This window comes from Streptomyces sp. NPDC002784 (genome assembly GCF_053592135.1).
In genome coordinates this window covers 95,962-118,500 of the sequence record NZ_JBSFVD010000008.1, presented here as the reverse complement: position 1 = coordinate 118,500, position 22,539 = coordinate 95,962, and the positions used below count along the sequence as shown (strand labels likewise).

20 protein-coding genes are annotated in these 22,539 nt (G+C 72.3%); 18 read left to right on the top strand and 2 right to left on the bottom strand.

The window, feature by feature from the left end:
• Nucleotides 1-15: 15 nt before the first annotated feature.
• From ACWD1Z_RS17310 to ACWD1Z_RS17275, 8 genes are all read left to right on the top strand, one after another.
• Entirely contained in the window at nucleotides 16-1,122 is a 1,107-nt protein-coding gene (locus tag ACWD1Z_RS17310) for a quinone-dependent dihydroorotate dehydrogenase (protein ID WP_451119482.1), read from the top strand.
• Nucleotides 1,119-1,961, top strand: a complete 843-nt coding sequence (gene pyrF / locus ACWD1Z_RS17305) for an orotidine-5'-phosphate decarboxylase (RefSeq protein ID WP_451119480.1) — start codon at nucleotides 1,119-1,121, stop codon at nucleotides 1,959-1,961. Before ACWD1Z_RS17310 ends, pyrF begins: the two co-directional genes overlap by 4 nt.
• 317 nt (nucleotides 1,962-2,278) lie before the next feature.
• Complete coding sequence (locus ACWD1Z_RS17300) at nucleotides 2,279-2,602, top strand: integration host factor (protein ID WP_003977346.1); 324 nt, start codon at nucleotides 2,279-2,281, stop codon at nucleotides 2,600-2,602.
• A gap of 59 nt (nucleotides 2,603-2,661) precedes the next feature.
• Complete coding sequence (gene gmk, locus ACWD1Z_RS17295) at nucleotides 2,662-3,219, top strand: guanylate kinase (protein WP_389420687.1); 558 nt, start codon at nucleotides 2,662-2,664, stop codon at nucleotides 3,217-3,219.
• 50 nt (nucleotides 3,220-3,269) lie between these two features.
• Entirely contained in the window at nucleotides 3,270-3,542 is a 273-nt protein-coding gene (gene rpoZ, locus ACWD1Z_RS17290) for a DNA-directed RNA polymerase subunit omega (protein WP_003988945.1), read from the top strand.
• Nucleotides 3,543-3,654: 112 nt separating this feature from the next.
• The gene (coaBC, locus tag ACWD1Z_RS17285) at nucleotides 3,655-4,857 is read left to right on the top strand and encodes a bifunctional phosphopantothenoylcysteine decarboxylase/phosphopantothenate--cysteine ligase CoaBC (RefSeq protein WP_451119479.1); all 1,203 of its coding nucleotides are present in this window, start codon (nucleotides 3,655-3,657) and stop codon (nucleotides 4,855-4,857) included.
• A 238-nt stretch (nucleotides 4,858-5,095) separates the two neighbouring features.
• Nucleotides 5,096-6,304 carry a methionine adenosyltransferase gene (metK, locus tag ACWD1Z_RS17280; RefSeq protein ID WP_389420685.1) on the top strand — a complete coding sequence of 403 codons (1,209 nt, stop codon included), beginning with the start codon at nucleotides 5,096-5,098 and terminating at the stop codon, nucleotides 6,302-6,304.
• 109 nt (nucleotides 6,305-6,413) lie between these two features.
• Entirely contained in the window at nucleotides 6,414-8,570 is a 2,157-nt protein-coding gene (locus ACWD1Z_RS17275; RefSeq protein ID WP_451119477.1) for a primosomal protein N', read from the top strand.
• 526 nt (nucleotides 8,571-9,096) lie between these two features.
• Here ACWD1Z_RS17275 and ACWD1Z_RS17270 read toward each other — a convergent pair.
• A complete protein-coding gene (locus ACWD1Z_RS17270) occupies nucleotides 9,097-9,639 on the bottom strand; it encodes a hypothetical protein (RefSeq protein ID WP_389420683.1) in 543 nt (180 codons plus the stop codon).
• 238 nt (nucleotides 9,640-9,877) lie between these two features.
• Between ACWD1Z_RS17270 and fmt the strand changes: the two genes are divergently transcribed.
• The 3 genes from fmt (at nucleotide 9,878) to ACWD1Z_RS17255 (ending at nucleotide 12,806) form a co-directional block, all read left to right on the top strand.
• Nucleotides 9,878-10,810 (top strand): methionyl-tRNA formyltransferase, encoded by a 933-nt coding sequence (gene fmt, locus ACWD1Z_RS17265; protein ID WP_451119475.1) that lies wholly within the window; start codon nucleotides 9,878-9,880, stop codon nucleotides 10,808-10,810.
• A gap of 86 nt (nucleotides 10,811-10,896) precedes the next feature.
• Nucleotides 10,897-12,315, top strand: coding sequence for an RsmB/NOP family class I SAM-dependent RNA methyltransferase (locus ACWD1Z_RS17260; protein ID WP_451119474.1), 1,419 nt, complete (start codon nucleotides 10,897-10,899; stop codon nucleotides 12,313-12,315).
• 71 nt (nucleotides 12,316-12,386) lie between these two features.
• Nucleotides 12,387-12,806 carry a DUF6027 family protein gene (locus tag ACWD1Z_RS17255; protein ID WP_451119473.1) on the top strand — a complete coding sequence of 140 codons (420 nt, stop codon included), beginning with the start codon at nucleotides 12,387-12,389 and terminating at the stop codon, nucleotides 12,804-12,806.
• Here ACWD1Z_RS17255 and ACWD1Z_RS17250 read toward each other — a convergent pair.
• Entirely contained in the window at nucleotides 12,757-14,904 is a 2,148-nt protein-coding gene (locus ACWD1Z_RS17250) for an MMPL family transporter (protein ID WP_451119471.1), read from the bottom strand. The two genes, ACWD1Z_RS17255 and ACWD1Z_RS17250, sit on opposite strands and share 50 nt — an antisense overlap.
• A gap of 92 nt (nucleotides 14,905-14,996) precedes the next feature.
• Between ACWD1Z_RS17250 and rpe the strand changes: the two genes are divergently transcribed.
• From rpe to ACWD1Z_RS17215, 7 genes are all read left to right on the top strand, one after another.
• Nucleotides 14,997-15,683, top strand: coding sequence for a ribulose-phosphate 3-epimerase (gene rpe / locus ACWD1Z_RS17245; protein WP_389420678.1), 687 nt, complete (start codon nucleotides 14,997-14,999; stop codon nucleotides 15,681-15,683).
• Between the two features lie 78 nt (nucleotides 15,684-15,761).
• Nucleotides 15,762-16,805 (top strand): sugar-binding transcriptional regulator, encoded by a 1,044-nt coding sequence (locus tag ACWD1Z_RS17240; protein WP_451119469.1) that lies wholly within the window; start codon nucleotides 15,762-15,764, stop codon nucleotides 16,803-16,805.
• A gap of 105 nt (nucleotides 16,806-16,910) precedes the next feature.
• Nucleotides 16,911-17,201 (top strand): barstar family protein, encoded by a 291-nt coding sequence (locus ACWD1Z_RS17235; protein WP_451119468.1) that lies wholly within the window; start codon nucleotides 16,911-16,913, stop codon nucleotides 17,199-17,201.
• A 131-nt stretch (nucleotides 17,202-17,332) separates the two neighbouring features.
• The gene (locus ACWD1Z_RS17230) at nucleotides 17,333-18,775 is read left to right on the top strand and encodes a GuaB1 family IMP dehydrogenase-related protein (protein WP_451119466.1); all 1,443 of its coding nucleotides are present in this window, start codon (nucleotides 17,333-17,335) and stop codon (nucleotides 18,773-18,775) included.
• A gap of 332 nt (nucleotides 18,776-19,107) precedes the next feature.
• Nucleotides 19,108-20,577, top strand: a complete 1,470-nt coding sequence (locus tag ACWD1Z_RS17225) for an amino acid permease (protein ID WP_451119464.1) — start codon at nucleotides 19,108-19,110, stop codon at nucleotides 20,575-20,577.
• A gap of 10 nt (nucleotides 20,578-20,587) precedes the next feature.
• Nucleotides 20,588-21,040 carry an Lrp/AsnC family transcriptional regulator gene (locus ACWD1Z_RS17220; protein WP_048581051.1) on the top strand — a complete coding sequence of 151 codons (453 nt, stop codon included), beginning with the start codon at nucleotides 20,588-20,590 and terminating at the stop codon, nucleotides 21,038-21,040.
• A 190-nt stretch (nucleotides 21,041-21,230) separates the two neighbouring features.
• Nucleotides 21,231-22,421 (top strand): MFS transporter, encoded by a 1,191-nt coding sequence (locus ACWD1Z_RS17215; RefSeq protein ID WP_451119463.1) that lies wholly within the window; start codon nucleotides 21,231-21,233, stop codon nucleotides 22,419-22,421.
• The last annotated feature ends 118 nt before the right edge of the window (nucleotides 22,422-22,539 follow it).

The window sequence follows — 22,539 nt, the reverse complement described above, 5'->3', positions numbered from 1 at the left end:
TTCCTGGTGAGGACCATGTACAAGATCTTCTTCAACCTCGTCTTCAAGCGGATGGATCCCGAGCGGGCGCACTACCTGGCCTTCCGCTGGATCCGGCTCGCCGTGCGCATCCCGGTGCTGCGCACGTTCATCGCCGCCGCGCTCGCGCCCCGCCACAAGGAGCTGCGCACCGAGGCCTTCGGGCTGCGGATGCACGGGCCCTTCGGGCTCGCCGCCGGCTTCGACAAGAACGCGGTCGCCATCGACGGCATGTCGATGCTCGGCTTCGACCACGTCGAGATCGGCACCGTGACCGGGGAGGCGCAGCCCGGCAACCCCAAGAAGCGGCTCTTCCGGCTCGTACCGGACCGGGCGCTGATCAACCGCATGGGCTTCAACAACGAGGGCTCACTGGCCGTCGCCGCCCGCCTGGCCTCCCGCGACCCGGTCTTCAGGACGGTCGTGGGCGTGAACATCGGCAAGACCAAGGTGGTGCCCGAGGCCGAGGCGGCCGGTGACTACGTGAAGTCGACCGAGCGGCTGGCGCCGTACGCCGACTACCTCGTCGTGAACGTCTCCTCGCCGAACACGCCGGGGCTGCGCAACCTCCAAGCCACCGAGGCGCTGCGCCCGCTGCTGACCGCCGTGCGCGAGGCCGCCGACCGGACCGTCACCACGCGCCGCGTCCCGCTCCTGGTCAAGATCGCGCCGGACCTCGCCGACGAGGACATCGACGCCGTCGCCGACCTCGCGGTCGAGCTCGGCCTGGACGGGATCATCGCCACCAACACCACCATCGCGCGCGAGGGCCTCGGTCTGACCTCCGAACCCGCCCTGGTCAAGGAGGCCGGCGGGCTGTCCGGCGCCCCGCTCAAGGCCCGCTCCCTGGAGGTGCTGCGGCGCCTCTACGCGCGCGTGGGCGACCGCATCACCCTGGTGGGCGTCGGCGGCATCGAGAACGCCGAGGACGCCTGGCAGCGCATCCTGGCCGGCGCCACGCTGGTCCAGGGATACAGCGCCTTCGTCTACGAAGGGCCCTTCTGGGGCCGCGCGATCCACAAGGGGCTCGCCGCCCGCCTGCGCACCAGCCCGTACGCCACCCTCGCCGACGCGGTCGGCGCCGACGTGAGGAAGGCCGCATGACCCTGGAACCCTTCGGCGCGCGGCTGCGCCGTGCCATGGACGAGCGGGGCCCGCTGTGCGTCGGCATCGATCCGCACGCCGCACTGCTCTCGGAGTGGGGCCTGGACGACGATCTCGCGGGACTGGAGCGGTTCAGCCGTACCGTCGTCGAGGCCATGGCCGACCGGGTCGCCGTGCTGAAGCCGCAGAGCGCGTTCTTCGAGCGCTTCGGGTCGCGCGGGATCGCCGTGCTGGAGAAGTCGGTGGAGGAGGCGCGGGCGGCCGGGGCGCTGGTCGTCATGGACGCCAAGCGCGGCGACATCGGCTCGACCATGGCCGCGTACGCCGAGTCCTTCCTGCACAAGGACTCCCCGCTGTTCTCGGACGCGCTGACCGTCTCGCCGTACCTCGGCTACGGCTCGCTCTCACCCGCCGTGGCGCTGGCGCGGGAGAGCGGCGCGGGACTGTTCGTGCTGGCGCTGACCTCCAACCCGGAGGGCGGCGAGGTCCAGCACGCGATCCGCGCGGACGGCCGGGACGTCGGCGCGACGATGCTGGCCCACCTGGCCGCCGAGAACGAGGGGGAGGAGCCTTTCGGCTCCTTCGGGGCGGTCGTCGGCGCCACGCTCGGCGATCTGTCCTCCTACGACCTGAGGATCAACGGCCCGCTCCTGGCGCCCGGCATCGGCGCCCAGGGGGCCACTGCGGCCGACCTTCCCCGGGTCTTCGGGGCGGCGGTGCGCAATGTGGTACCGAACGTCAGCCGGGGGGTGCTGCGGCACGGTCCCGACGTCGGGGCGCTGCGCGCGTCCGCCGAGCGGTTCGCGGAGGAGATCCGGGCGGCCGTGACCGCCGGGTGAGTCCCGCGGGGACGCCGATCGCGAGTATGAGACGCTCGATCGGCAGTATTTAGACGCTTGTTCGAGTCCGCCGATGAGTGACCGCGGGCCGACTTGAGTCTGAATACATCCTCAAATCCAGGGCAGTATGTCTTAAATGTCCGTCCTGGCGGAGGCTGACCAGGACTTTTCCGCTGTTCTCGCTGACTCTGGCGGACTTGCCCGCTAGTCTCCGAGCAGAGAACGGGCAAGCGTGTTGCTCGTACCTCCGCAGGTGTGGGGCGACTAGGTTCCTCACCGGTCCGTATCCGACAGTCAACATCCGAGGTGACGTAGGCGTGGCTCTTCCGCCCCTTACCCCTGAACAGCGCGCAGCCGCGCTCGAAAAGGCCGCCGCGGCTCGCCGGGAGCGGGCCGAGGTCAAGAATCGACTCAAGCACTCCGGCGCCTCCCTTCACGAGGTCATCAAGCAGGGCCAGGAGAACGACGTCATCGGCAAGATGAAGGTCTCCGCCCTTCTTGAGTCGCTGCCGGGCGTGGGCAAGGTCCGCGCCAAGCAGATCATGGAGCGACTCGGCATCTCCGAGAGCCGCCGTGTGCGTGGCCTCGGCTCCAACCAGATCGCTTCCCTGGAGCGTGAGTTCGGCAGCACCGGCTCCTGATCCCGGCACCGCCGGGAAGGGAGTCCCGGGCACCCCGGGATTGCTGGAATAATCGCTGCATGAGTGAACGTCCGCGGCTGACCGTGCTCTCCGGCCCCTCTGGGGTCGGCAAGAGCACGGTCGTCGCCCATATGCGCAAGGAACACCCCGAGGTCTGGCTCTCGGTGTCGGCGACGACCCGCAAGCCCCGACCCGGCGAGAAGCACGGAGTCCACTACTTCTTCGTCACCGACGAGGAGATGGACAAGCTGATCGCCAACGGCGAGCTGCTGGAGTGGGCCGAGTTCGCGGGCAACCGCTACGGCACGCCGCGCGCGGCCGTGCTGGAGCGTCTGGAGGCGGGCGAGCCCGTCCTGCTGGAGATCGACCTCCAGGGCGCCCGGCAGGTCCGCGACTCCATGGAAGAGGCTCATCTGGTGTTCCTGGCTCCTCCCTCCTGGGAGGAGCTGGTGCGCAGGCTCACCGGCCGGGGCACCGAGCCGCCCGAGGTGATCGAGCGTCGGCTCCAGGCGGCGAAGGTCGAACTGGCCGCCGAGCGGGAGTTCGACGAGACCCTGGTCAACACCTCCGTCGAGGACGTGGCGCGCGAGCTGCTAGCCTTGATGGACGTTGTGTGATCGTCTCTGATCGCCTGACTTAATCTTTCCCATCCATCGGAAGGTAGAGCGTGTCCTCTTCCATCTCCGCGCCCGAGGGCATCATCAACCCGCCGATCGACGAGCTCCTCGAGGCCACCGACTCGAAGTACAGCCTCGTGATCTACGCGGCCAAGCGGGCCCGCCAGATCAACGCGTACTACTCGCAGCTCGGCGAGGGCCTCCTCGAGTACGTCGGTCCGCTCGTCGACACCCACGTCCACGAGAAGCCGCTCTCGATCGCCCTCCGGGAGATCAACGCGGGGCTGCTGACGTCCGAGGCCGTCGAGGGCCCGGCGCAGTAGTATTCACCGCTTGCAGCAGTCTTTTCCACAGGCCCGGCAGTCATGCTGCCGGGCCTGTGGTGTGTCATGGGGTTGTACGTGTTCCGAGCGTGTTCCGAGCCGGGGAGAGACCGTGGACAAGCCGAGGGTCGTTCTGGGGGTCAGCGGTGGCATCGCCGCGTACAAGGCCTGTGAGCTGCTGCGCAGGCTGACCGAGTCGGGACACGACGTCCGGGTGGTGCCCACCTCCTCCGCGCTGCACTTCGTCGGCGCCGCGACCTGGTCGGCCCTGTCCGGCAACCCCGTCTCGACCGAGGTGTGGGACGACGTCCACGAGGTGCCGCACGTCCGCATCGGCCAGCACGCCGACCTGGTGGTGGTCGCCCCGGCCACCGCGGACCTGCTCGCCAAGGCGGCGCACGGCCTCGCCGACGACCTGCTGACCAACACCCTGCTCACCGCCCGCTGCCCGGTCGTGTTCGCCCCCGCCATGCACACCGAGATGTGGGAGCACCCGGCCACCCAGGAGAACGTGGCGACCCTGCGCCGCCGGGGCGCCGTCGTCATTGAGCCCGCCGTCGGCCGCCTCACCGGCGCCGACACCGGCAAGGGCCGGCTGCCGGACCCCGCGGAGATCTACGAGGTCTGCCGCCGGGTGCTGGCCCGGGGCGTCACCGAGCCCGACCTCACCGGGCGGCACGTCGTGGTCAGCGCCGGCGGCACCCGCGAGCCCCTCGACCCGGTCCGCTTCCTCGGCAACCGCTCCTCCGGCAAGCAGGGCTACGCCCTCGCCCGCACCGCCGCCGCGCGCGGCGCCCGGGTCACGCTGATCGCCGCGAACACCGGGCTGCCGGACCCGGCGGGCGTGGACGTCGTCCAGGTCGGTACGGCCGTACAGCTGCGGGAGGCGGTGCTGAAGGCGGCCGCCGACGCCGACGCGGTGGTCATGGCCGCGGCGGTCGCGGACTTCCGGCCTGCCGATTACGCCACCGGGAAGATCAAGAAGAAGGACGGCCAGGACCCGGACCCGATCGTCCTGGTGCGGAATCCGGACATCCTCGCGGAGATCTCCGCCGACCGCGCCCGCCCCGGCCAGGTGGTCGTCGGCTTCGCCGCCGAGACCGACGACGTGCTGGCCAACGGCCGCACCAAGCTGGCACGCAAGGGCTGCGACCTGCTGGTGGTGAACGAGGTGGGGGAGCGCAAGACCTTCGGCGCCGAGGAGAACGAGGCCGTGGTGCTGGGCGCCGACGGCACCGAGACGCCGGTCCCCTACGGCCCCAAGGAAGCGCTGGCCGAAACCGTGTGGGATCTGGTGGCCGTCCGGCTCGGCTGACCGTCGCATTCGTCGCAGGGCCTGCGAAACCGCGCACTTTGGGGCGTGGCGCCCCTGGCCAAGGCCGCGCAGGATTGGGCAGAATGCCCGTGCCGCAGGTCACAGCGCTCCCGAGAGGCGAGACGGGTGGGCCCGCGGGTGAGCGCGACCGATAAACTGTTCACGGACGACGCCGGGCGCAGCCCCCGTCCCGTCCACCAATGATCAGCCAGCAGCCGCTGCAACCCCAGGGAGCGTTGTGTCCCGTCGCCTGTTCACCTCGGAGTCCGTGACCGAGGGTCACCCCGACAAGATCGCTGACCAGATCAGCGACACCATTCTCGACGCGCTTCTGCGCGAGGACCCGACCTCCCGGGTCGCCGTCGAGACGCTGATCACCACCGGCCTGGTGCACGTGGCCGGCGAGGTCACGACCAAGACGTACGCGGACATCGCGACGCTGGTCCGCAACAAGGTCCTCGAGATCGGCTACGACTCCTCCAAGAAGGGCTTCGACGGCGCCTCCTGCGGTGTCTCCGTGTCCATCGGCGCGCAGTCCCCCGACATCGCGCAGGGCGTCGACACGGCGTACGAGACCCGGGTCGAGGGCGACGAGGACGAGCTGGACCGCCAGGGCGCCGGTGACCAGGGCCTGATGTTCGGCTACGCGACCGACGAGACGCCGACGCTGATGCCGCTGCCGATCTTCCTGGCGCACCGCCTGTCGAAGCGGCTGTCCGAGGTCCGCAAGAACGGCACCATCCCCTACCTGCGCCCCGACGGCAAGACGCAGGTCACCATCGAGTACGACGGCGACAAGGCCGTCCGGCTCGACACGGTCGTCGTCTCCTCGCAGCACGCGAGCGACATCGATCTGGAGTCCCTGCTCGCCCCCGACATCCGCGAGTTCGTCGTGGAGCCGGAGCTGAAGGCGCTCCTGGACGAGGGCATCAAGCTGGACACGGAGAACTACCGCCTGCTGGTCAACCCCACCGGCCGCTTCGAGATCGGCGGCCCGATGGGCGACGCGGGCCTCACCGGCCGCAAGATCATCATCGACACGTACGGCGGCATGGCCCGCCACGGCGGCGGTGCCTTCTCCGGCAAGGACCCGTCCAAGGTGGACCGCTCGGCCGCGTACGCGATGCGCTGGGTCGCCAAGAACGTCGTCGCCGCGGGCCTCGCCTCCCGCTGCGAGGTCCAGGTGGCGTACGCCATCGGCAAGGCCGAGCCGGTCGGTCTGTTCGTCGAGACCTTCGGCACCGCCAAGATCGACGCCGAGAAGATCGAGAAGGCCATCGACGAGGTCTTCGACCTCCGCCCGGCCGCGATCATCCGCGACCTCGACCTGCTCCGCCCGATCTACGCCCAGACGGCCGCGTACGGCCACTTCGGCCGTGAGCTGCCCGATTTCACCTGGGAGCGCACGGACCGCGTGGACGCGCTGCGCGCGGCGGCGGGGCTGTAGGGCTCCGCATCCCGTACGGCTGACGAGGCCCGGCGCCCCTTCGGGGGTGCCGGGCCTCGCGTATGTCCGGGTGGCGCCGCTGTCAGTGGCATTTGGTAAGAATGCAAGCGTGAGCAGCGAGGACGGGCAGGTCGGGGGTGGGGCCGAGGGGGCGCCGCCCGAGCAGCTCGCGTTCATTCGGGAGAGTGTGCGCAAGGCCAAGGGGCCGCGGGCCAAGCCGCGGACCTGGCGGGGGGCGGCGCTTGCTCCGCAGCTGCCGGTCGCGCGGGTGCTGGTGGACAAGGGGGTGCTGCACCTCGACCGGTACTTCGACTACGCGGTGCCCGAGGAGCTGGACGCCGACGCGCAGCCCGGGGTGCGGGTGCGGGTGCGGTTCGGGGCCGGGCGGCACCGGGTGCGCGACGGGCGCCGTGAGGGCGGGGGGCTGATCGACGGGTTCCTGATCGAGCGGCTGGCCGAGTCGGACTACTCGGGGCCGCTCGCCGCGCTGGCCCAGGTGGTGTCCCCGGAGCGGGTTCTCGACGAGGAATTGCTGGGGCTGGCCCGGGCCGTCGCGGACCGGTACGCGGGGAGCCTGGCCGATGTGCTGCAGCTCGCCGTTCCGCCGCGCAGTGCCCGGGCCGAGCAGCGGCCCTCGCCGGAGCCGTTGCCGGTACCGGCGGCGCCGGAGGCGGGGTCCTGGGAGCGGTACGAGCACGGCGGGGCGTTCGTGCGGGCGCTGGCCTCGGGCGGGGTGCCTCGGGCCGTGTGGAACGCCCTGCCCGGGCCCGAGTGGAGCGAGGAGATCGCCCGGGCGGTCGCGGCGACGCTGGCCTCCGGCCGGGGGGCGCTGGTCGTGGTGCCGGACGGGCGGGCCGTCGCGCGGGTGGACGCCGCGTTGACGGCGCTGCTGGGGGAGGGGCGGCACGCCGTGCTCACCGCCGATGCCGGGCCCGAGAAGCGGTACCGGGAGTGGCTCGCCGTGCGCCGGGGGGCCGTGCGCGCCGTCGTGGGGGCGCGGGCGGCCATGTTCGCGCCGGTGCGGGATCTCGGGCTCGTGGTCATCTGGGACGACGGGGACGACAGTCACAGCGAGCCGCACGCTCCTCAGCCGCATGCGCGGGATGTGTTGCTGCTGCGGGCCGCGCAGGACAAGTGCGCGTTCCTCCTGGGGGCTTGGAGCTGCACCGTCGAGGCCGCCCAGCTGGTGGAGAGCGGGTGGGCCCGGCCGCTGGTCGCCGGGCGGGAGCAGGTGCGGGGGGCCGCGCCGCTGGTGCGGACGGTGAGCGACGGGGACCTGGCCCGGGACGAGGCCGCTCGGGCCGCGCGGCTGCCGACGCTGGCCTGGCAGGTGGTCCGGGACGCGGTGCGGCAGGGGCCGGTACTGGTGCAGGTGCCCCGGCGCGGGTACGTGCCGCGGCTGGCGTGCGCCAACTGCCGGGCGCCCGCTCGGTGCCGGCACTGTTCGGGGCCGCTGGAGGCGCAGGACGCGGGGGCGTTGCGGTGCGGGTGGTGCGGGCGGGAGGAAGGCGCCTGGCACTGCGCGGAGTGCGGGGGGTTCCGGCTGCGGGCGCAGGTCGTGGGGGCCCGGCGGACCGCGGAGGAACTGGGGCGGGCGTTTCCGGCTGTGCCGGTGCGGACGTCCGGGCGGGAGCAGGTGCTGGACACGGTGCCGGGGGTGCCGGCGCTGGTGGTGAGTACCCCGGGGGCCGAGCCGGTGGCGGAGGGCGGTTACGCGGCGGCCCTGCTGCTGGACGGGTGGGCCATGGTGGGGCGGCCCGATCTGCGGGCCGGTGAGGACGCGTTGCGGCGGTGGATCGGGGCCGCGGCGCTGGTGCGGCCGCAGGGGGACGGGGGGACCGTGGTGGTGGTGGCCGAGCCGACCCTGCGGCCCGTGCAGGCGCTGGTGCGGTGGGACCCCGTGGGACATGCGGTGCGGGAGCTGGCGGAGCGGGCCGAGCTGGGGTTTCCGCCGGTGTCCCGGATGGCCGCGGTGTCGGGGACGGCGGAGGCCGTGGGGGAGTTTCTGGGGGCCGTGGAACTGCCGGGGGAGGCGGAGGTGCTGGGGCCGGTCCCGGTGCCGGTCACCGCCCCTGGGCGGCCTCGGCGGGCGGGCGGGCCGCCGCCGGGGGAGCGGTGGGAGCGGGCGTTGATCCGGGTGCCGCCGGGGAGGGGGACGGCGCTGGCCGCCGCGCTCAAGGCTGCGCAGGCTGCCCGGATGGCTCGGGGTGGGGCCGGTGGGGAGGCGGCGGTTCGGGTGCGGATCGATCCGCCGGACATTGGGTGACGGGGGGTTGGGTGCGGGGTGCGGGTGCCGTGGGTGCGCTCGCCCGCGCTGGCGGGGTGCCTCCCCCAGAGGGGGCACCCCCAGCGCCCACCCGTGCCGCCCCAGCGGCACGACTGCCCGCAGCGGCGGCGGGTGGGGCATGGGGGCGGGTGTGCTGCAGCCGCAGTGGCAGGGGTTTCGGGGCGTCGGGGCGCTCGCGCTGGCGGGCTCCTGGGCGGCTGAGCGCCTCAGCAGCACGACTTCTGGCAGCGGCAGCGGCAGCGGGTGTGTCGGGTGCGGTGAGCAATTGGTTGAGTGCGCGGCGATGAGGCGTGAGTGTCCGCCGCGTCACGCGGACCCGCATCCGCGGAGGTGAGCGTCCGCCGTGGCGCGTAGCCCCGCAGCCGCGGGGATGGGTGCCGCAGTGGCAGGGGTTTGGGGGCGCCGGAGGCCCCGCGCCGGCGGGGTGAACCGGTGCGGAGATGTTTGTGCCCCCGGCCTCCCGGTGTCGGTGGGGGAGGGCGGGGGCGTGGGGGGGGAGGGGGTGTCAGCCGTTGCGGGGGGACGGGAAGGCTGGGGGGCGGGGGTCTTCTCGGAGGGCGGGGGTCGTGGCCGTGGGCTGGGTGGGCATCGACCGTGCCGCGGGGACCGTGGGGACCGACGGGATGCCGGTGTTGACGCTCACCGTGCGGGTGGCCGTCGTCTCCGTCGTGCGCTCGGCCTCGGCCGCCGCCTGGGTCACGGCGCGGCGGGCGCCGTAGCGGCGGTGCACCGCCTGCTTGGTCACGCCGAGGGCGGAGCCCACCGCGTCCCACGAGAAGCCGAGAGAGCGGTCGAAGTCCACGGCCGCCGTCACCAGGGTCTCGACACTGTCCCGCAGCTCCTGGGCGAGACGAACCGTCGGGGCGGGAGCGCGTCCGTAGACGACGAAGCCCGTGGACGGGCCGGAGCGGCGCGGGCGGTAGACGTTGCCCAACTGGGCGGTGAGCGTGCGCAGTGCGTCCACCTGCCGGCGGACCCGCTCGATGTCCCGCACCAGCAAGTGCAGGCTGGCCCGAGCCTGGGCGTCGTGGGTTGCGTGGTCGGCCATGAACAAGCCTCTCGAACCGGCGTTGAAAAGGAGTGGGCCGCGCGATGTGCGGCCCGTTGGGGTCAACTCTTTCTTGACCAACGCGTAGGCGCTCCGCTGGTCACGCAGAGGGGGCGTACCGGCATATGCGTGCGCCGGGGGTGCGGGGCCGCCGACGGCCCTCCCTTCGGCGGCCTCTTTCCCCCAATAGACTGGTGCGCTGCCCGACCCATCCCGACCGAGAGGCCCGCACTCACCCATGAAGCTCGTCTTCGCCGGTACCCCCGAGGTCGCCGTTCCCGCTCTGGACGCTCTTCTCGCCTCCGGGCGGCATGAGGTGGCCGCTGTCGTCACGCGGCCCGACGCTCCCGCCGGGCGGGGGCGCAGGCTCGTCGCCTCGCCGGTGGCCGAGCGGGCCGAGGAGGCCGGGATCGAGGTGCTGAAGCCCGTCAAGCCGCGCGACCCGGAGTTTCTGGAGCGGCTGCGGGAGATCGCGCCGGACTGCTGTCCCGTGGTCGCGTACGGCGCGCTGCTGCCGCGCGTCGCCCTCGACATCCCGGCCCACGGCTGGGTCAACCTGCACTTCTCCCTGCTGCCCGCCTGGCGTGGCGCCGCGCCCGTGCAGCACTCCATCATGGCGGGCGACGAGATCACCGGTGCCTCCACCTTCCTCATCGAGGAGGGCCTCGACTCCGGGCCCGTCTACGGCACCGTCACCGAGACGGTCCGGCCCACCGACACCAGCGGCGACCTGCTCACCCGGCTCGCCTTCGCCGGCGCCGGGCTGCTCGCCGCGACCATGGACGGGATCGAGGACGGCTCCCTGAAGGCCGTACCGCAGCCGGGCGAGGGCATCAGCCTGGCGCCCAAGGTCAATGTGGAGGACGCCCGCATCGACTGGAGCGCCCCCGCGCTGCGCGTCGACCGGGTCGTCCGCGGCTGCACACCGGCTCCCGGCGCCTGGACCGTCTTCCGCGGGGAGCGGCTCAAGCTCATCCAGGTCCACCCGGTGCCGGACCGGACCGACCTCGCCCCGGGTGCGCTCGCCGTGGGCAAGAACAGCGTGCACGTCGGCACCGGTTCGTACGCCGTCGAGCTGCTGTGGGTGCAGGCCCAGGGCAAGAAGCCGATGCGGGCGGCCGACTGGGCGCGCGGGGTGCGGATCGCCGACGGCGAGCGGCTCGGGGCCTGACCGGCCGCGCACCGGGCGCGCGGTGCGACGTACGCTGGACACGCACGTCCAGCACATGTCATCCAGCAACGCGGAGCACCTTTTTCGTGAGCGAGACCTCCCGTCGGCCCCGTAGACCCGGCAAGCCCTACCGGCGGCCCCAGAAGGACCCCGTCCGCTTTCTCGCCTTCGAGGCCCTGCGGGCCGTGGACGAACGGGACGCGTACGCCAACCTCGTGCTGCCGCCGCTGCTGCGCAAGGCGCGCGAGCAGGGGGACTTCGACGGGCGGGACGCGGCGCTCGCGACCGAGCTGGTCTACGGGACGCTGCGCCGGCAGGGGACGTACGACGCCGTCATCTCCGCGTGCGTCGACCGGCCGCTCAGGGAGGTCGACCCGCCGGTGCTCGATGTGCTGAGTCTCGGGGCGCACCAGCTCCTCGGCACCCGGATCCCGACGCATGCCGCCGTGTCCGCCTCCGTCGAGCTGGCCCGGGTCGTCCTCGGCGACGGGCGGGCCAAGTTCGTGAACGCCGTGCTGCGGAAGGTCTCCCAGCACGATCTCGACGAGTGGATCGAGCGGGTCGCGCCGCCCTACGACGACGACCCCGAGGACCATCTCGCCGTCGTGCACTCGCATCCGCGCTGGGTCGTCTCCGCGCTGTGGGACGCGCTCGGCGGGGGACGCGCCGGGATCGAGCGGCTGCTGGAGGCCGACAACGAGCGGCCCGAGGTGACCCTGGTCGCCCGGCCCGGACGGGCCACCACCGAGGAACTGCTCGGCGAGGACGCGGCGGTGGCGGGGCGCTGGTCGCCGTACGCGGTGCGGCTGGCCGAGGGCGGTGAGCCCGGCGCCATCGAGGCCGTACGCGAAGGGCGGGCCGGGGTGCAGGACGAGGGGAGCCAGCTCGTCGCCCTCGCCCTCGCCCACGCGCCCCTCGACGGGCCCGACGCCATGTGGCTCGACGGATGCGCCGGGCCCGGCGGCAAGGCGGCGCTGCTCGGTGCGCTCGCCGCCGAGCGCGGGGCCGTGCTGCTCGCCTCCGAGAAGCAGCCGCACCGGGCCGGGCTGGTGGCCAAGGCGCTCGCCGGCAACCCCGGGCCGTACCAGGTCATCGCCGCCGACGGAACCCGGCCGCCGTGGCGGCCCGGCTCCTTCGACCGGGTGCTGATGGACGTACCGTGCACCGGTCTCGGCGCCCTGCGGCGGCGGCCGGAGGCGCGGTGGCGGCGCAGGCCCGAGGACCTCGACGGGTTCGCGCCGCTGCAGCGGGGCCTGCTGGGCACCGCCCTGGACTCCGTGCGGGTCGGCGGGGTCGTCGGCTACGCCACCTGCTCCCCGCATCGCGCCGAGACCCGTGCCGTCGTCGACGACGTGCTCAAGCAGCACCCGGGCGCGGAGCTGATCGACGCCCGCCCGCTGCTGCCCGGCGTGCCGGACCTGGGCGACGGGCCCGACGTCCAGCTGTGGCCGCATCTGCACGGGACCGACGCGATGTACCTGGCGCTGATCCGCCGCACGGCTTGACCGGCCGGGCGGTTGCCCCGGCCCGGTCCTCCTGCCGAGACTCGTGAGGACCGAGCCGTGCTGGGAGGCTGATGTCCTTGACCGAGGATCCGGATGTGTGGGCCGACGAGGACGGCCATGACGTCGTACGGCTGCGCCCCTGGAAGGGGGAGTGGACCGAGGCCGATCCGCACGCCGCCTTCAAGTCGGACGTGGTGGGGTACGGCCTGCTCGATCCCCTGGCCACGGTGCGCGGGATGTCCCGGACCCTGGACATCCCGGTCGGCGCCCTCGTCCGCTACGTCCTGGCCCGCTGGGCCTCGGGCGGCAGCGGGGGGCTGCTGGAGGTGGGGCCCGTCATGGTGCCCCGGCTGTGGGAGCCCGTCGCCGCCGCGGAGGAGGCGGACAGCGACGAGGAGCGGCTGCGCGCCTACCACCAGCTCCGCCAGATGATCGCCTGGCTCAAGGTCCCGCTGGACGAGCCGTCGGTGTATCCGCCGCAGCGGGACTGACCGAGCCGTCCCCCTTCGCCGGCCGGTGCGGCCACCACACCTTCGGGCCGACGTCCATGAACAGCGCCGGTACCAGGATCGAGCGCACGATGAAGGTGTCCAGGATGACGCCGAGCGCGACCGCGAAGCCGATCTCCGCGAAGGCGACCATCGGGAGCGTGCCGAGGGCGGCGAAGGTCCCGGCCAGGACCAGGCCGGCCGAGGTGATGACCGCGCCCGTCGCGGCGAGGCCGGTCACCACGCCCGCCCGGGTGCCCTGACGGGCCGCCTCCTCGCGGATCCGGGTGGTCAGGAAGATGTTGTAGTCGATGCCCAGGGCGACCAGGAAGACGAAGACGAACAGCGGGAAGTCCGTGGACTCGCCCGCGTAGTCGAAGAGGTAGCGGAAGGCGAGCGCGCTGATGCCCAGGGCCGCCGCGAAGGACAGGATCACCGTGCCGATCAGCAGCAGCGGGGCGATCAGGGCGCGCAGCAGGACGCACAGGATCAGCAGGACCACGATCAGCACCAGCGGGATGATCAGCAGGTTGTCGTGCGTGGTCGCCCGGTCCATGTCCAGCAGGGCCGCCGTACCGCCGCCGACCTGGGCGTCGGCGTCCGGCACCGCGTGCACGGCGTCCCGGACCCGGTCCACCGTCTGCTGGGCGGCCTCGCTGTCGGCCGGGTCGGACAGGGTGGCCTCGAACAGCACCTTGCCCTCGAAGGACGGTTTGGTGCCCGGTGGCAGGCCCAGGGACTCCGGGACCACACCCGGGGTCCGGGCGACCGCCTGGCCGACCTCCTCGGCCTGGTCCTGGTTGCTGACGACGACGAGCGGATCGCCGCTGCCCGCCGGGAAGTAGCGCTCGGAGACCTGCTGGCCGGTGATGGAGTCCGGGGTGCCGGTGAAGGCGTCCGCGTTGCTGATGCCCTCGGCGCGCAACTGGATCAGGCCGAGGGAGCACAGCGCGAGGACCGCCGCCGTGACCGCCCACACCATGCGCGGCCGCACGGAGATACGGCGGCCCATGCGGGCCCAGATGCCCCGCTCGTGCGGGTTGGGGGCGCCGACGTGCGGGATCACCGGCCAGAAGATCCACCGGCCGCAGATCACCAGCAGTGCCGGGAACAGCGTCATCATGGCCAGCAGGCCGACCGCGACCCCGATCGCCGCGACCGGTCCGAGGCCGCTCGTGGAGTTCATCTCGGCGGCCAGCAGCACCAGCATGCTCAGCACGACGGTGGCGCCGGAGGCGATCACCGCGGGGCCCGCGCGGTGCAGGGCCAGCGCCATCGCCTCGTGCCGGTCCCCGTGGGAGCGCAGCTCCTCCCGATAGCGGGCCACGAGCAGCAGGGCGTAGTCCGTCCCCGCGCCGAAGACCAGCACGGTCAGGATGCCCGCGCTCTGGCCGTTCACGGTCAGGCCCGCGTGCTCCGCGAGGAAGTAGATGAGCGCCTGCGCGGTGAGCAGGGCGGCGATCACGGAGAGCAGCGGGACCACCAGCAGGGTCGGGCTGCGGTAGGTGATCAGCAGCATCACGACGACGACCGCCATCGCCGACAGCAGCAGGGTGGAGTCGATGCCCTCGAAGGCCTCGGCGAAGTCCGCGGACGTACCGCCCGGACCCGTGATGTGCACGGCGAGGCCGCCGCCGCCCTCCCCGGTGACGGCCCGGATGTCGTCGACGGCGGGCGAGATCTGCTCCCAGCCCCTCTCGTCCATGGTGATCGGCACGTACACCTGGGCCGCCCGCGGACCGGCCTCCCGGTCGTAGGCGGGCCCTCGGGTCTCGTCGCCGCGGATGCCGTGCGCGGTGAGCCGCTTCAGCTCCCGTACGTCCTCCGCGATCGCGGCCCGGTCCTCGGCCGTGAGCCCGCCGTCCCGGGCGTAGATGACGACGGCCGGGATCTGCTCCGGCCTGAAGTCCTCGGACAGCTGCAGGACTTGGGTGGACTCGGCGGAGCCGGGCAGCCAGGAGGCGGCGTCATTGTCCTGGGCGTCGGTGAGTTTCTGGGCGAACGGCGCCGTAAGGAAGAGCACGATGAGCCACAGCACCAGGACGACCCACTTGGCCCGCCGCCCGCAGACGAGATGCGCAATCCCGCGCTTTCCGGTCATCGCCACCCCGGAGGCCGAGCGGACGCCGCGCACCGGAGCCCCCGGTAAGGGGCGCCACGACGATCCCCCGCGGGGCGTGGCAGAGTTGGGTCATGGCCGTGCAGATCAACCCCAGCATCCTGTCCGCCGATTTCGCCCGCCTCGCGGACGAGGCGAAGGCGGTCGAAGGAGCCGACTGGCTCCACGTCGACGTCATGGACAACCATTTCGTCCCGAACCTCACGCTCGGTGTGCCGGTCGTAGAGTCGCTGGCCCGCGCGACGGACACTCCGCTGGACTGCCATCTGATGATCGAGGCCCCCGATCGATGGGCGCCCCAGTACGTAGAAGCGGGGGCCGGTTCGGTCACCTTCCACGTCGAGGCGGCCGCCGCTCCGGTGCGTCTGGCCCGCGAGATCCGGGCCAAGGGTGCGCGAGCCTCCATGGCGCTCAAGCCCGCGACGCCCATCGAGCCGTACGAGGACCTGCTCCCCGAGCTCGACATGCTGCTGATCATGACGGTCGAACCCGGTTTCGGGGGACAGGCGTTCCTCGACATCATGCTCCCCAAGATTCGCCGCACCCGCGAGTTGATCAGCAAGCACGGACTTGAGCTGTGGCTTCAGGTGGACGGCGGGGTCTCGGCCACGACGATCGAGCGGTGCGCGGAGGCGGGCGCGGACGTCTTCGTGGCCGGCTCCGCGGTGTACGGGGCGGCGGATCCCGCCGAGGCGGTCCGCGCGCTGCGGGCACAGGCGGAAGGAGTGACCAAGTCCGCGGCCTGGGCATGCGACCACTGAGCCAAGGGAACGTGAACGGCGCCCATCAGGGCGGATCCGGTGCGCCGGATCTGCAAGGATGAACGGCGAATCCAGAGTGTGAACAGTAGTGAGGAGATCGCCGTGTCGGGTATGTCGGCGGGCCGGTCAGCCATGCGGATGGGACCCGCTGAGCTGGTGCAGGCGGCGGCCATGGCCCGCCGCTTCTACCTCGAGGGGAAGTCCAAGATCCAGATCGCCGAGGAGTTCGGCGTCAGCCGCTTCAAGGTGGCCCGGGTCCTGGAGACCGCCCTCGAAAGGGATCTCGTGCGTATCGAGATCCGCGTCCCCGCCGAGCTGGACGCCGAGCGCTCGGACGCGCTGCGGGCCCGCTACGGCCTCAGGCACGCCGTCGTGGTCGAGTCGCCGGCGGAGGCCCAGGACTCTCCCGACCCGGAGAACCTGGGAGAAGTGGCGGCCGATCTGCTCGGCGAACTGGTGAACGAAGGTGATGTCCTGGGCCTGGCCTGGGGCCGCTCCACCATCCACATGGCGGCCGCGCTCGACCGGCTGCCGCCGTGCACGGTGGTGCAGCTGACCGGCGTGTACGACGCCGGGACCGCCGAACGCGGCTCGGTGGAGGCGGTGCGCCGGGCGGCCCAGGTCTCGGGCGGTGACGCGCACCCGATCTACGCGCCGATGCTGCTGCCGGACGCGGCCACCGCGGCGGCGCTGCGCAACCAGACCGGGATCGCCCGGGCCTTCGAGTACTTCGACAAGGTCACGGTCGCCTGTGTCTCCATCGGTTCCTGGGAGCCGGGCATCTCCACGGTGCACGACATGCTCAGCGACCAGGAGCGGGCGCACTACGCCTCGCTCGGGGTCGCCGCCGAGATGTCGGCGCACCTCTTCGACGCCGACGGCCGCCGGGTCGGGCGGGACCTCGGCGAGCGGTGCATCACCGTCAAGGCCGACCAGCTCCGCCGTATCCCCGAGGTGGTCGCCATAGCGGGCGGGGCGCGCAAGGCGTCCGCGATCGACGCCGTGCTGCGGTCGGGGCTCGTCACCAGCCTGGTGACCGACACCTCGGCGGCGGACGCGCTGATGACGGCCGGGCCGACGCCCAAGCCCGCGCTCAACAGGGCTGATCCGGACGGAATCTGACGGAACATCAGGAGGGGATGGGCGTGGCCGCATCGGCGGATGCCACCGCGATCCGTCCCCCGCCGCTGCCCATGATCACCACGACTCGTTCCGGGCGGTACTGAGATGGCGGAAGTACTGGCCACGCTGGACCTCGCCGGGGTCACCGACAAGGCGGGCCTGATGGACCGGTGCCTGCGGGACCTGGGGCTGCCCGGCCACTTCGGCCGCAACTGGGACGCGCTGGCCGACGTGCTCTCCGATCCCGGCCTGTGGCCCGCGGGCCCGGCCGTGATCCTCGTACGGAACTGGGGACCGTACGCCGAGGCGCGCCCCGAGGAGTGGGCGACCGCCCGCGAGGTCTTCTCGTCCGGCTCGGCCGTCACCGTGGCGCTCGCCCTTGGAGGATCCTCCTAAGCGTCTCTGACCGGCCTGGATGAACTGACCGTGTATGGCGTACCGGTCGTCATGGGACAATGAAGTACGTGCTCTTTCCCCCTGGCTGACCTGTCCGGGGGCCACCTCTGATCGACTGGGATGTGCAGCACGTGCGTTTCCTCAATGACATCCAGCCCCCGTACGACCTGACGTACGACGACGTCTTCATGGTGCCGAGCCGCTCCGCGGTCGGTTCCCGGCAAGGGGTGGACCTCAGCGCCCCCGACGGCACCGGCACCACGATTCCGCTCGTCGTCGCCAACATGACCGCCATCGCCGGCCGCCGCATGGCGGAGACGATGGCCCGGCGCGGTGGTCTGGTGGTCATCCCGCAGGACATCCCGATCGACGTCGTCACCGAGGTCGTCTCCTGGGTCAAGAGCCGTCACCTGGTCCTCGACACCCCCATCGTGCTGGCCCCGCACCAGACCGTCGCCGACGCCCTCTCCCTGCTGCCCAAGCGCGCGCACAACGCCGGGGTCGTCGTCGACGACGACTTCAAGCCGGTCGGCGTGGTCACCGACGCCGACCTGAGCGGCGTGGACCGCTTCACCCAGCTCGAGGTCGTCATGTCCCGTGACCTGCTGCTGCTCGACGCCGACATCGACCCGCGCGAGGCCTTCAACACCCTGGACCACCACAACCGCCGCTACGCCCCCGCCGTGGACGCGGAGGGCAAGCTGGCGGGCATCCTGACGCGCAAGGGCGCCCTGCGGGCCACCCTCTACACCCCGGCCGTGGACGCCGACGGCAAGCTGCGCATCGCCGCCGCCGTGGGCATCAACGGCGATGTGGCGGGCAAGGCCAAGCAGCTGCTCGACGCGGGCGTGGACACGCTCGTCATCGACACCGCGCACGGCCACCAGGAGTCGATGATCAGCGCGGTCGGGCTGGTCCGCGCACTCGACCCGCAGGTGCCGATCGTGGCCGGCAACATCGTCGCCGCCGAGGGCGTCCGCGATCTCATCGAGGCCGGTGCCGACATCATCAAGGTCGGCGTCGGACCCGGTGCCATGTGCACCACCCGCATGATGACCGGCGTCGGCCGGCCGCAGTTCTCCGCGGTGCTGGAGTGCGCCGCCGAGGCGAAGAAGTACGGCAAGCACGTGTGGGCGGACGGCGGCGTCCGGCACCCGCGCGACGTGGCGATGGCCCTCGCGGCCGGTGCGTCCAACGTCATGGTCGGCTCCTGGTTCGCGGGCACCTACGAGTCCCCGGGCGACCTCCAGCACGACGCCCAGGGACGCGCCTACAAGGAGTCCTTCGGCATGGCCTCCGCGCGCGCGGTGCGCAACCGTACGTCCGAGGAGTCGGCCTACGACCGGGCCCGCAAGGCGCTGTTCGAGGAGGGCATCTCCACCTCGCGGATGTTCCTCGACCCGGCCCGGCCGGGCGTGGAGGACCTGATCGACTCGATCATCGCGGGCGTCCGCTCCTCCTGCACCTACGCCGGTGCCGGCTCCCTGGAGGAGTTCGCCGAGAAGGCCGTCGTCGGCGTCCAGAGCGCCGCCGGCTACGCCGAGGGCAAGCCGCTGCACGCCAGCTGGAGCTGACGCCCCTGCCGCACGCACGGCCCCCGTCGTTCCCCGCCCGGGAACAGCGGGGGCCGTTCTGCGTGCCTCCCGGAAACTCCCCTCAAACGGCCCCGGCGAAGGTCATCGCGCAACGGTCGAAAGCCGCCGTGCAACGAACACCCACCCAGGCCGGATGTACGCAATGATCATGCGGGTATGCGCAAGGTTGCTGCATTTCATCAGCAACGCCCCACCTCATAGGCTGTCGCCTCGTACGTGGCGTGGCGGGGACCCCGCTCGGTGGGTCCCTGCTTCGAAGGGGTACCGCCTGTCCCTGCCGCCCTGACCGGCAGCGATGAAGGAGCCAGCGCGTGCTCGACCAAGGCGCACCCCCGCACGACCCAAGCCAGACCGCCCCCGCGTCCCCGGGGCTCGGCGCGCGCCTGATGCGACGCAAGCCCGTGGAAGCCCTGGTCGAGGAGGGTGGCCAGGGCGAGGGAGGTTCGCTGCGGCGCTCCCTGGGCCTGTGGCAGCTCACCATGATCAGCATCGGTGCCACCCTCGGCACCGGCATCTTCGTCGTCCTCGGCGACGCCGTCCCCGAGGCCGGTCCCGCGGTCACCCTGGCCTTCGTCATAGCGGGTCTCACGGCACTGTTCTCGGCCCTGTCCTACGCGGAGCTCGCGGGCAGCATCCCGGTCGCCGGATCCTCGTACTCGTATGCGTACGCAACGATGGGCGAACTCGTCGCCTGGGTCTGCGGCTGGTGTCTGGTGCTGGAGTACGGCGTCTCCGTGGCCGCCGTCGCGGTCGGCTGGGGCGAGTACCTCAACGAACTCCTCGACGGCACGATCGGCGTCACCATCCCCTCCGCGCTCTCCTCGGCGCCGGGTGAGGGCGGCATCATCAACCTGCCCGGGCTGCTCGTGGTCGTGCTGGCGATGGTGTTCCTGCTCGGTGGCGTCCGGGAGTCGGCCCGCGCCAACACGATCATGGTCGCGGTGAAGATCGCCGCACTGGTGCTGTTCTGCGCGGTCGGCTTCATGGGCTTCAAGTCCGGCAACTACGCGGACTTCATGCCGCTCGGCATGGCGGGCGTCAGCGCCGCCGGTGCCACCCTGTTCTTCTCCTACATCGGCTTCGACGCCGCCTCCACCGCCGGTGAGGAGGCCAAGAACCCCAAGAAGGACCTGCCGCGCGCGATCATGCTCTCGCTGATCATCGTCACCGCGCTGTACGTCCTGGTCGCCGCCGTCGCGGTCGGCGCCTGGAACTGGACCAAGTTCGAGGGCTCCGAGGCTTCCCTCGCGGCGATCATGACCGACGTCAGCGGCCAGTCCTTCTGGGGCACCCTGCTCGCGCTCGGCGCGGTCATCTCCATCGCGTCGGTGGTCCTCACGGTGCTGTACGGCCAGACCCGCATCCTCTTCGCGATGTCCCGCGACGGCCTGGTGCCCAAGGCGCTCGGCAAGGTGGACCGCAAGACCGGCACCCCCCGTCTGAACACGATCCTCGTCTCGCTGTTCTGCGGTGTCCTCGCCGCGCTGATCCCGCTCGGCAAGCTCGTCGACGCCACCAGCATCGGCACGCTGTTCGCCTTCGCGCTGGTCAACATCGCGGTGATCGTGCTGCGCTACCGGCGCCCGGAGCTGGAGCGGACCTTCAAGGTGCCGTTCGGTCCGGTGCTGCCCGTCCTCGGCTTCGCGTTCTGCGCGTACAACATGTTCAGCCTCGACACCGTGACCTGGGTGGTCTTCGGGTGCTGGATGGCGGCCGGTCTCGTGTTCTACTTCCTGTACGGCTACCGCCGTTCCCGTCTTGCCGTGTCAGAAGTGAAGTGAACCACCCGCAGTGCTGAACGATCTCGACGAACGCATCGTGCACGCCCTCGCCGAGGACGCCCGCCGCTCCTACGCGGACATCGGGCAACTCGTCGGCCTGTCCGCGCCCGCCGTGAAGCGGCGCGTGGACCGGCTGCGCGCCACCGGAGCCATCACCGGATTCACGGTACGGGTGGACCCGTCGGCGCTCGGCTGGGAGACCGAGGGGTTCGTCGAGATCTACTGCCGGCACAACACCTCCCCGGACACCATCCGGCGAGGGCTCGAGCGCTATCAGGAGGTCGTGGCCGCCTCCACCGTCACGGGTGACGCGGACGCGGTCGTGCAGGTCTTCGCCTCCGACATGCGCCACTTCGAGCGGGTGCTGGAGCGGATCGCCGGGGAGCCGTTCGTGGAGCGGACCAAGTCGGTGCTGGTGCTGTCACCGCTGCTCAGGCGCTTCTCCTCGGGCTCGCCCACCTAGCCGGGCAGCCCCCTCCGCGGCCTGTGGTGCGGCGGTGGCGCCCCTCCCCGAAATCTCCCTGCGCGGGAGGGCCGACCCGGCCTACCATCGAGCCATGACCTGGCGACATTGATCCATAACCCGTCGTGCCTCCCGAGGGCCGCCTCGGACGCCGTACCCCGCGTCCGATCCGCCCCTCAGGGAAGGCCCCATGACACTCTCACCCGCGCGCGTGCCCGCCACCGGCAGCCTTCGCCGGCTCACCCGCACGCTGTACGGTTACGCGTTCCTCGACGATCTCGTCCTGCTCTACCCGCTGTACGCCCTGCTCTTCGCCGACAGCGGGCTGTCGCTGTGGCAGATCTCCTCGCTGTTCGCCCTGTGGTCGATCACCGGCGTCGTCCTGGAGGTGCCCTCCGGCGCCTGGGCCGACGCCGTCTCCCGCCGGGCGCTGCTGTGGCTGGGCCCGCTGCTCAGCGCGGCCGGCTTCGCCCTGTGGGTGCTCGTCCCCTCGTACGGGGCCTTCGCGGCCGGCTTCGTCCTGTGGGGCATCAGCGGAGCGCTGGGCTCCGGTGCGCTGGAGGCCCTGGTCTACGACGAACTGGACCGGCTCGGCGCCGCCGACCGCTACGCGCGCGTCATGGGCCGGGCCCGGGCGGCGGGGCTGCTGGGCGTCATGGCCGCCATGGCGGCGGCCGGTCCGGTGTTCGCGCTCGGTGGCTACCAGGCCGTGGGCGCGGCCAGCGTCGCCGTCTGTCTGCTGGCCGCGCTGACGGCGAGCCGGTTCCCGGAGGACCCGACCCGGTCCAGCGACGGCGAGGGCTGGGCGGCGACCCTGCGCACCGGCCTCACCACCGCCCGCCGGGACCGCTCGCTGCGCGGCGCGCTGCTGCTCGTCCCGGCCGTGGCCTGCGTGTGGAGCGCCCTGGACGAGTACTCACCGCTGCTGGTCCGGGAGACCGGCGTGCCCGACGGGTTCGTGCCCTACGCCCTGCTGCTGATCTGGGCCGCGGTCACCGCCGTCAGCCTGCTGGCGGGCCCCGCCGAACGGCTCGGCACGACCGGCTTCACCTGGCTGATCGCGGCCTCCGCCCTGGCCCTGGCGCTCGGCGCGATCACCCGCACCCCGGCCGGCCTCGCCCTGATCGCCGTCGCGTTCGCGGGCTTCCAGCTGGCGACCGTCCTCGCCGACGTCCGCCTCCAGCACCGCATCGAGGAGGGCGGCCGAGCCACCCTCACGTCCGTCGCGGGCCTGGGCACGGAACTGCTGACGGTCCTGGTCTACGGCGCCTACGCGGCGGCCGGTGACCATGCCTCCCACGGCACGGTGTTCGCCCTGTTCGCGCTGCCGTACCTGGTGGGGGCGGTGATCCGCGGCACGGCGGCCAGGGCGCGGCGCTGACCGGAGGCCGCGCAACGAATCGCCGCGCTCGGCCCGGAGCACGCAACGTTCCGCTCACGAGCGCGCAACGGCTCCCGCTTGTCCCGCCGAGCGCGGCGACCGTACCGTCTAGAAGGCC

What these genes read in the sequence shown, in the direction of transcription:
- ACWD1Z_RS17310 (WP_451119482.1), top strand. Translation starts at nt 16, where the DNA reads ATGTACAAGATCTTCTTCAACCTCGTCTTCAAGCGGATGGATCCCGAG.
- pyrF (WP_451119480.1), top strand. Translation starts at nt 1,119, where the DNA reads ATGACCCTGGAACCCTTCGGCGCGCGGCTGCGCCGTGCCATGGACGAG.
- gmk (WP_389420687.1), top strand. Translation starts at nt 2,662, where the DNA reads ATGAGTGAACGTCCGCGGCTGACCGTGCTCTCCGGCCCCTCTGGGGTC.
- ACWD1Z_RS17270 (WP_389420683.1), bottom strand. Translation starts at nt 9,639, where the DNA reads ATGGCCGACCACGCAACCCACGACGCCCAGGCTCGGGCCAGCCTGCAC.
- fmt (WP_451119475.1), top strand. Translation starts at nt 9,878, where the DNA reads ATGAAGCTCGTCTTCGCCGGTACCCCCGAGGTCGCCGTTCCCGCTCTG.
- ACWD1Z_RS17255 (WP_451119473.1), top strand. Translation starts at nt 12,387, where the DNA reads ATGTCCTTGACCGAGGATCCGGATGTGTGGGCCGACGAGGACGGCCAT.
- ACWD1Z_RS17250 (WP_451119471.1), bottom strand. Translation starts at nt 14,904, where the DNA reads ATGACCGGAAAGCGCGGGATTGCGCATCTCGTCTGCGGGCGGCGGGCC.
- rpe (WP_389420678.1), top strand. Translation starts at nt 14,997, where the DNA reads ATGGCCGTGCAGATCAACCCCAGCATCCTGTCCGCCGATTTCGCCCGC.
- ACWD1Z_RS17235 (WP_451119468.1), top strand. Translation starts at nt 16,911, where the DNA reads ATGGCGGAAGTACTGGCCACGCTGGACCTCGCCGGGGTCACCGACAAG.
- ACWD1Z_RS17215 (WP_451119463.1), top strand. Translation starts at nt 21,231, where the DNA reads ATGACACTCTCACCCGCGCGCGTGCCCGCCACCGGCAGCCTTCGCCGG.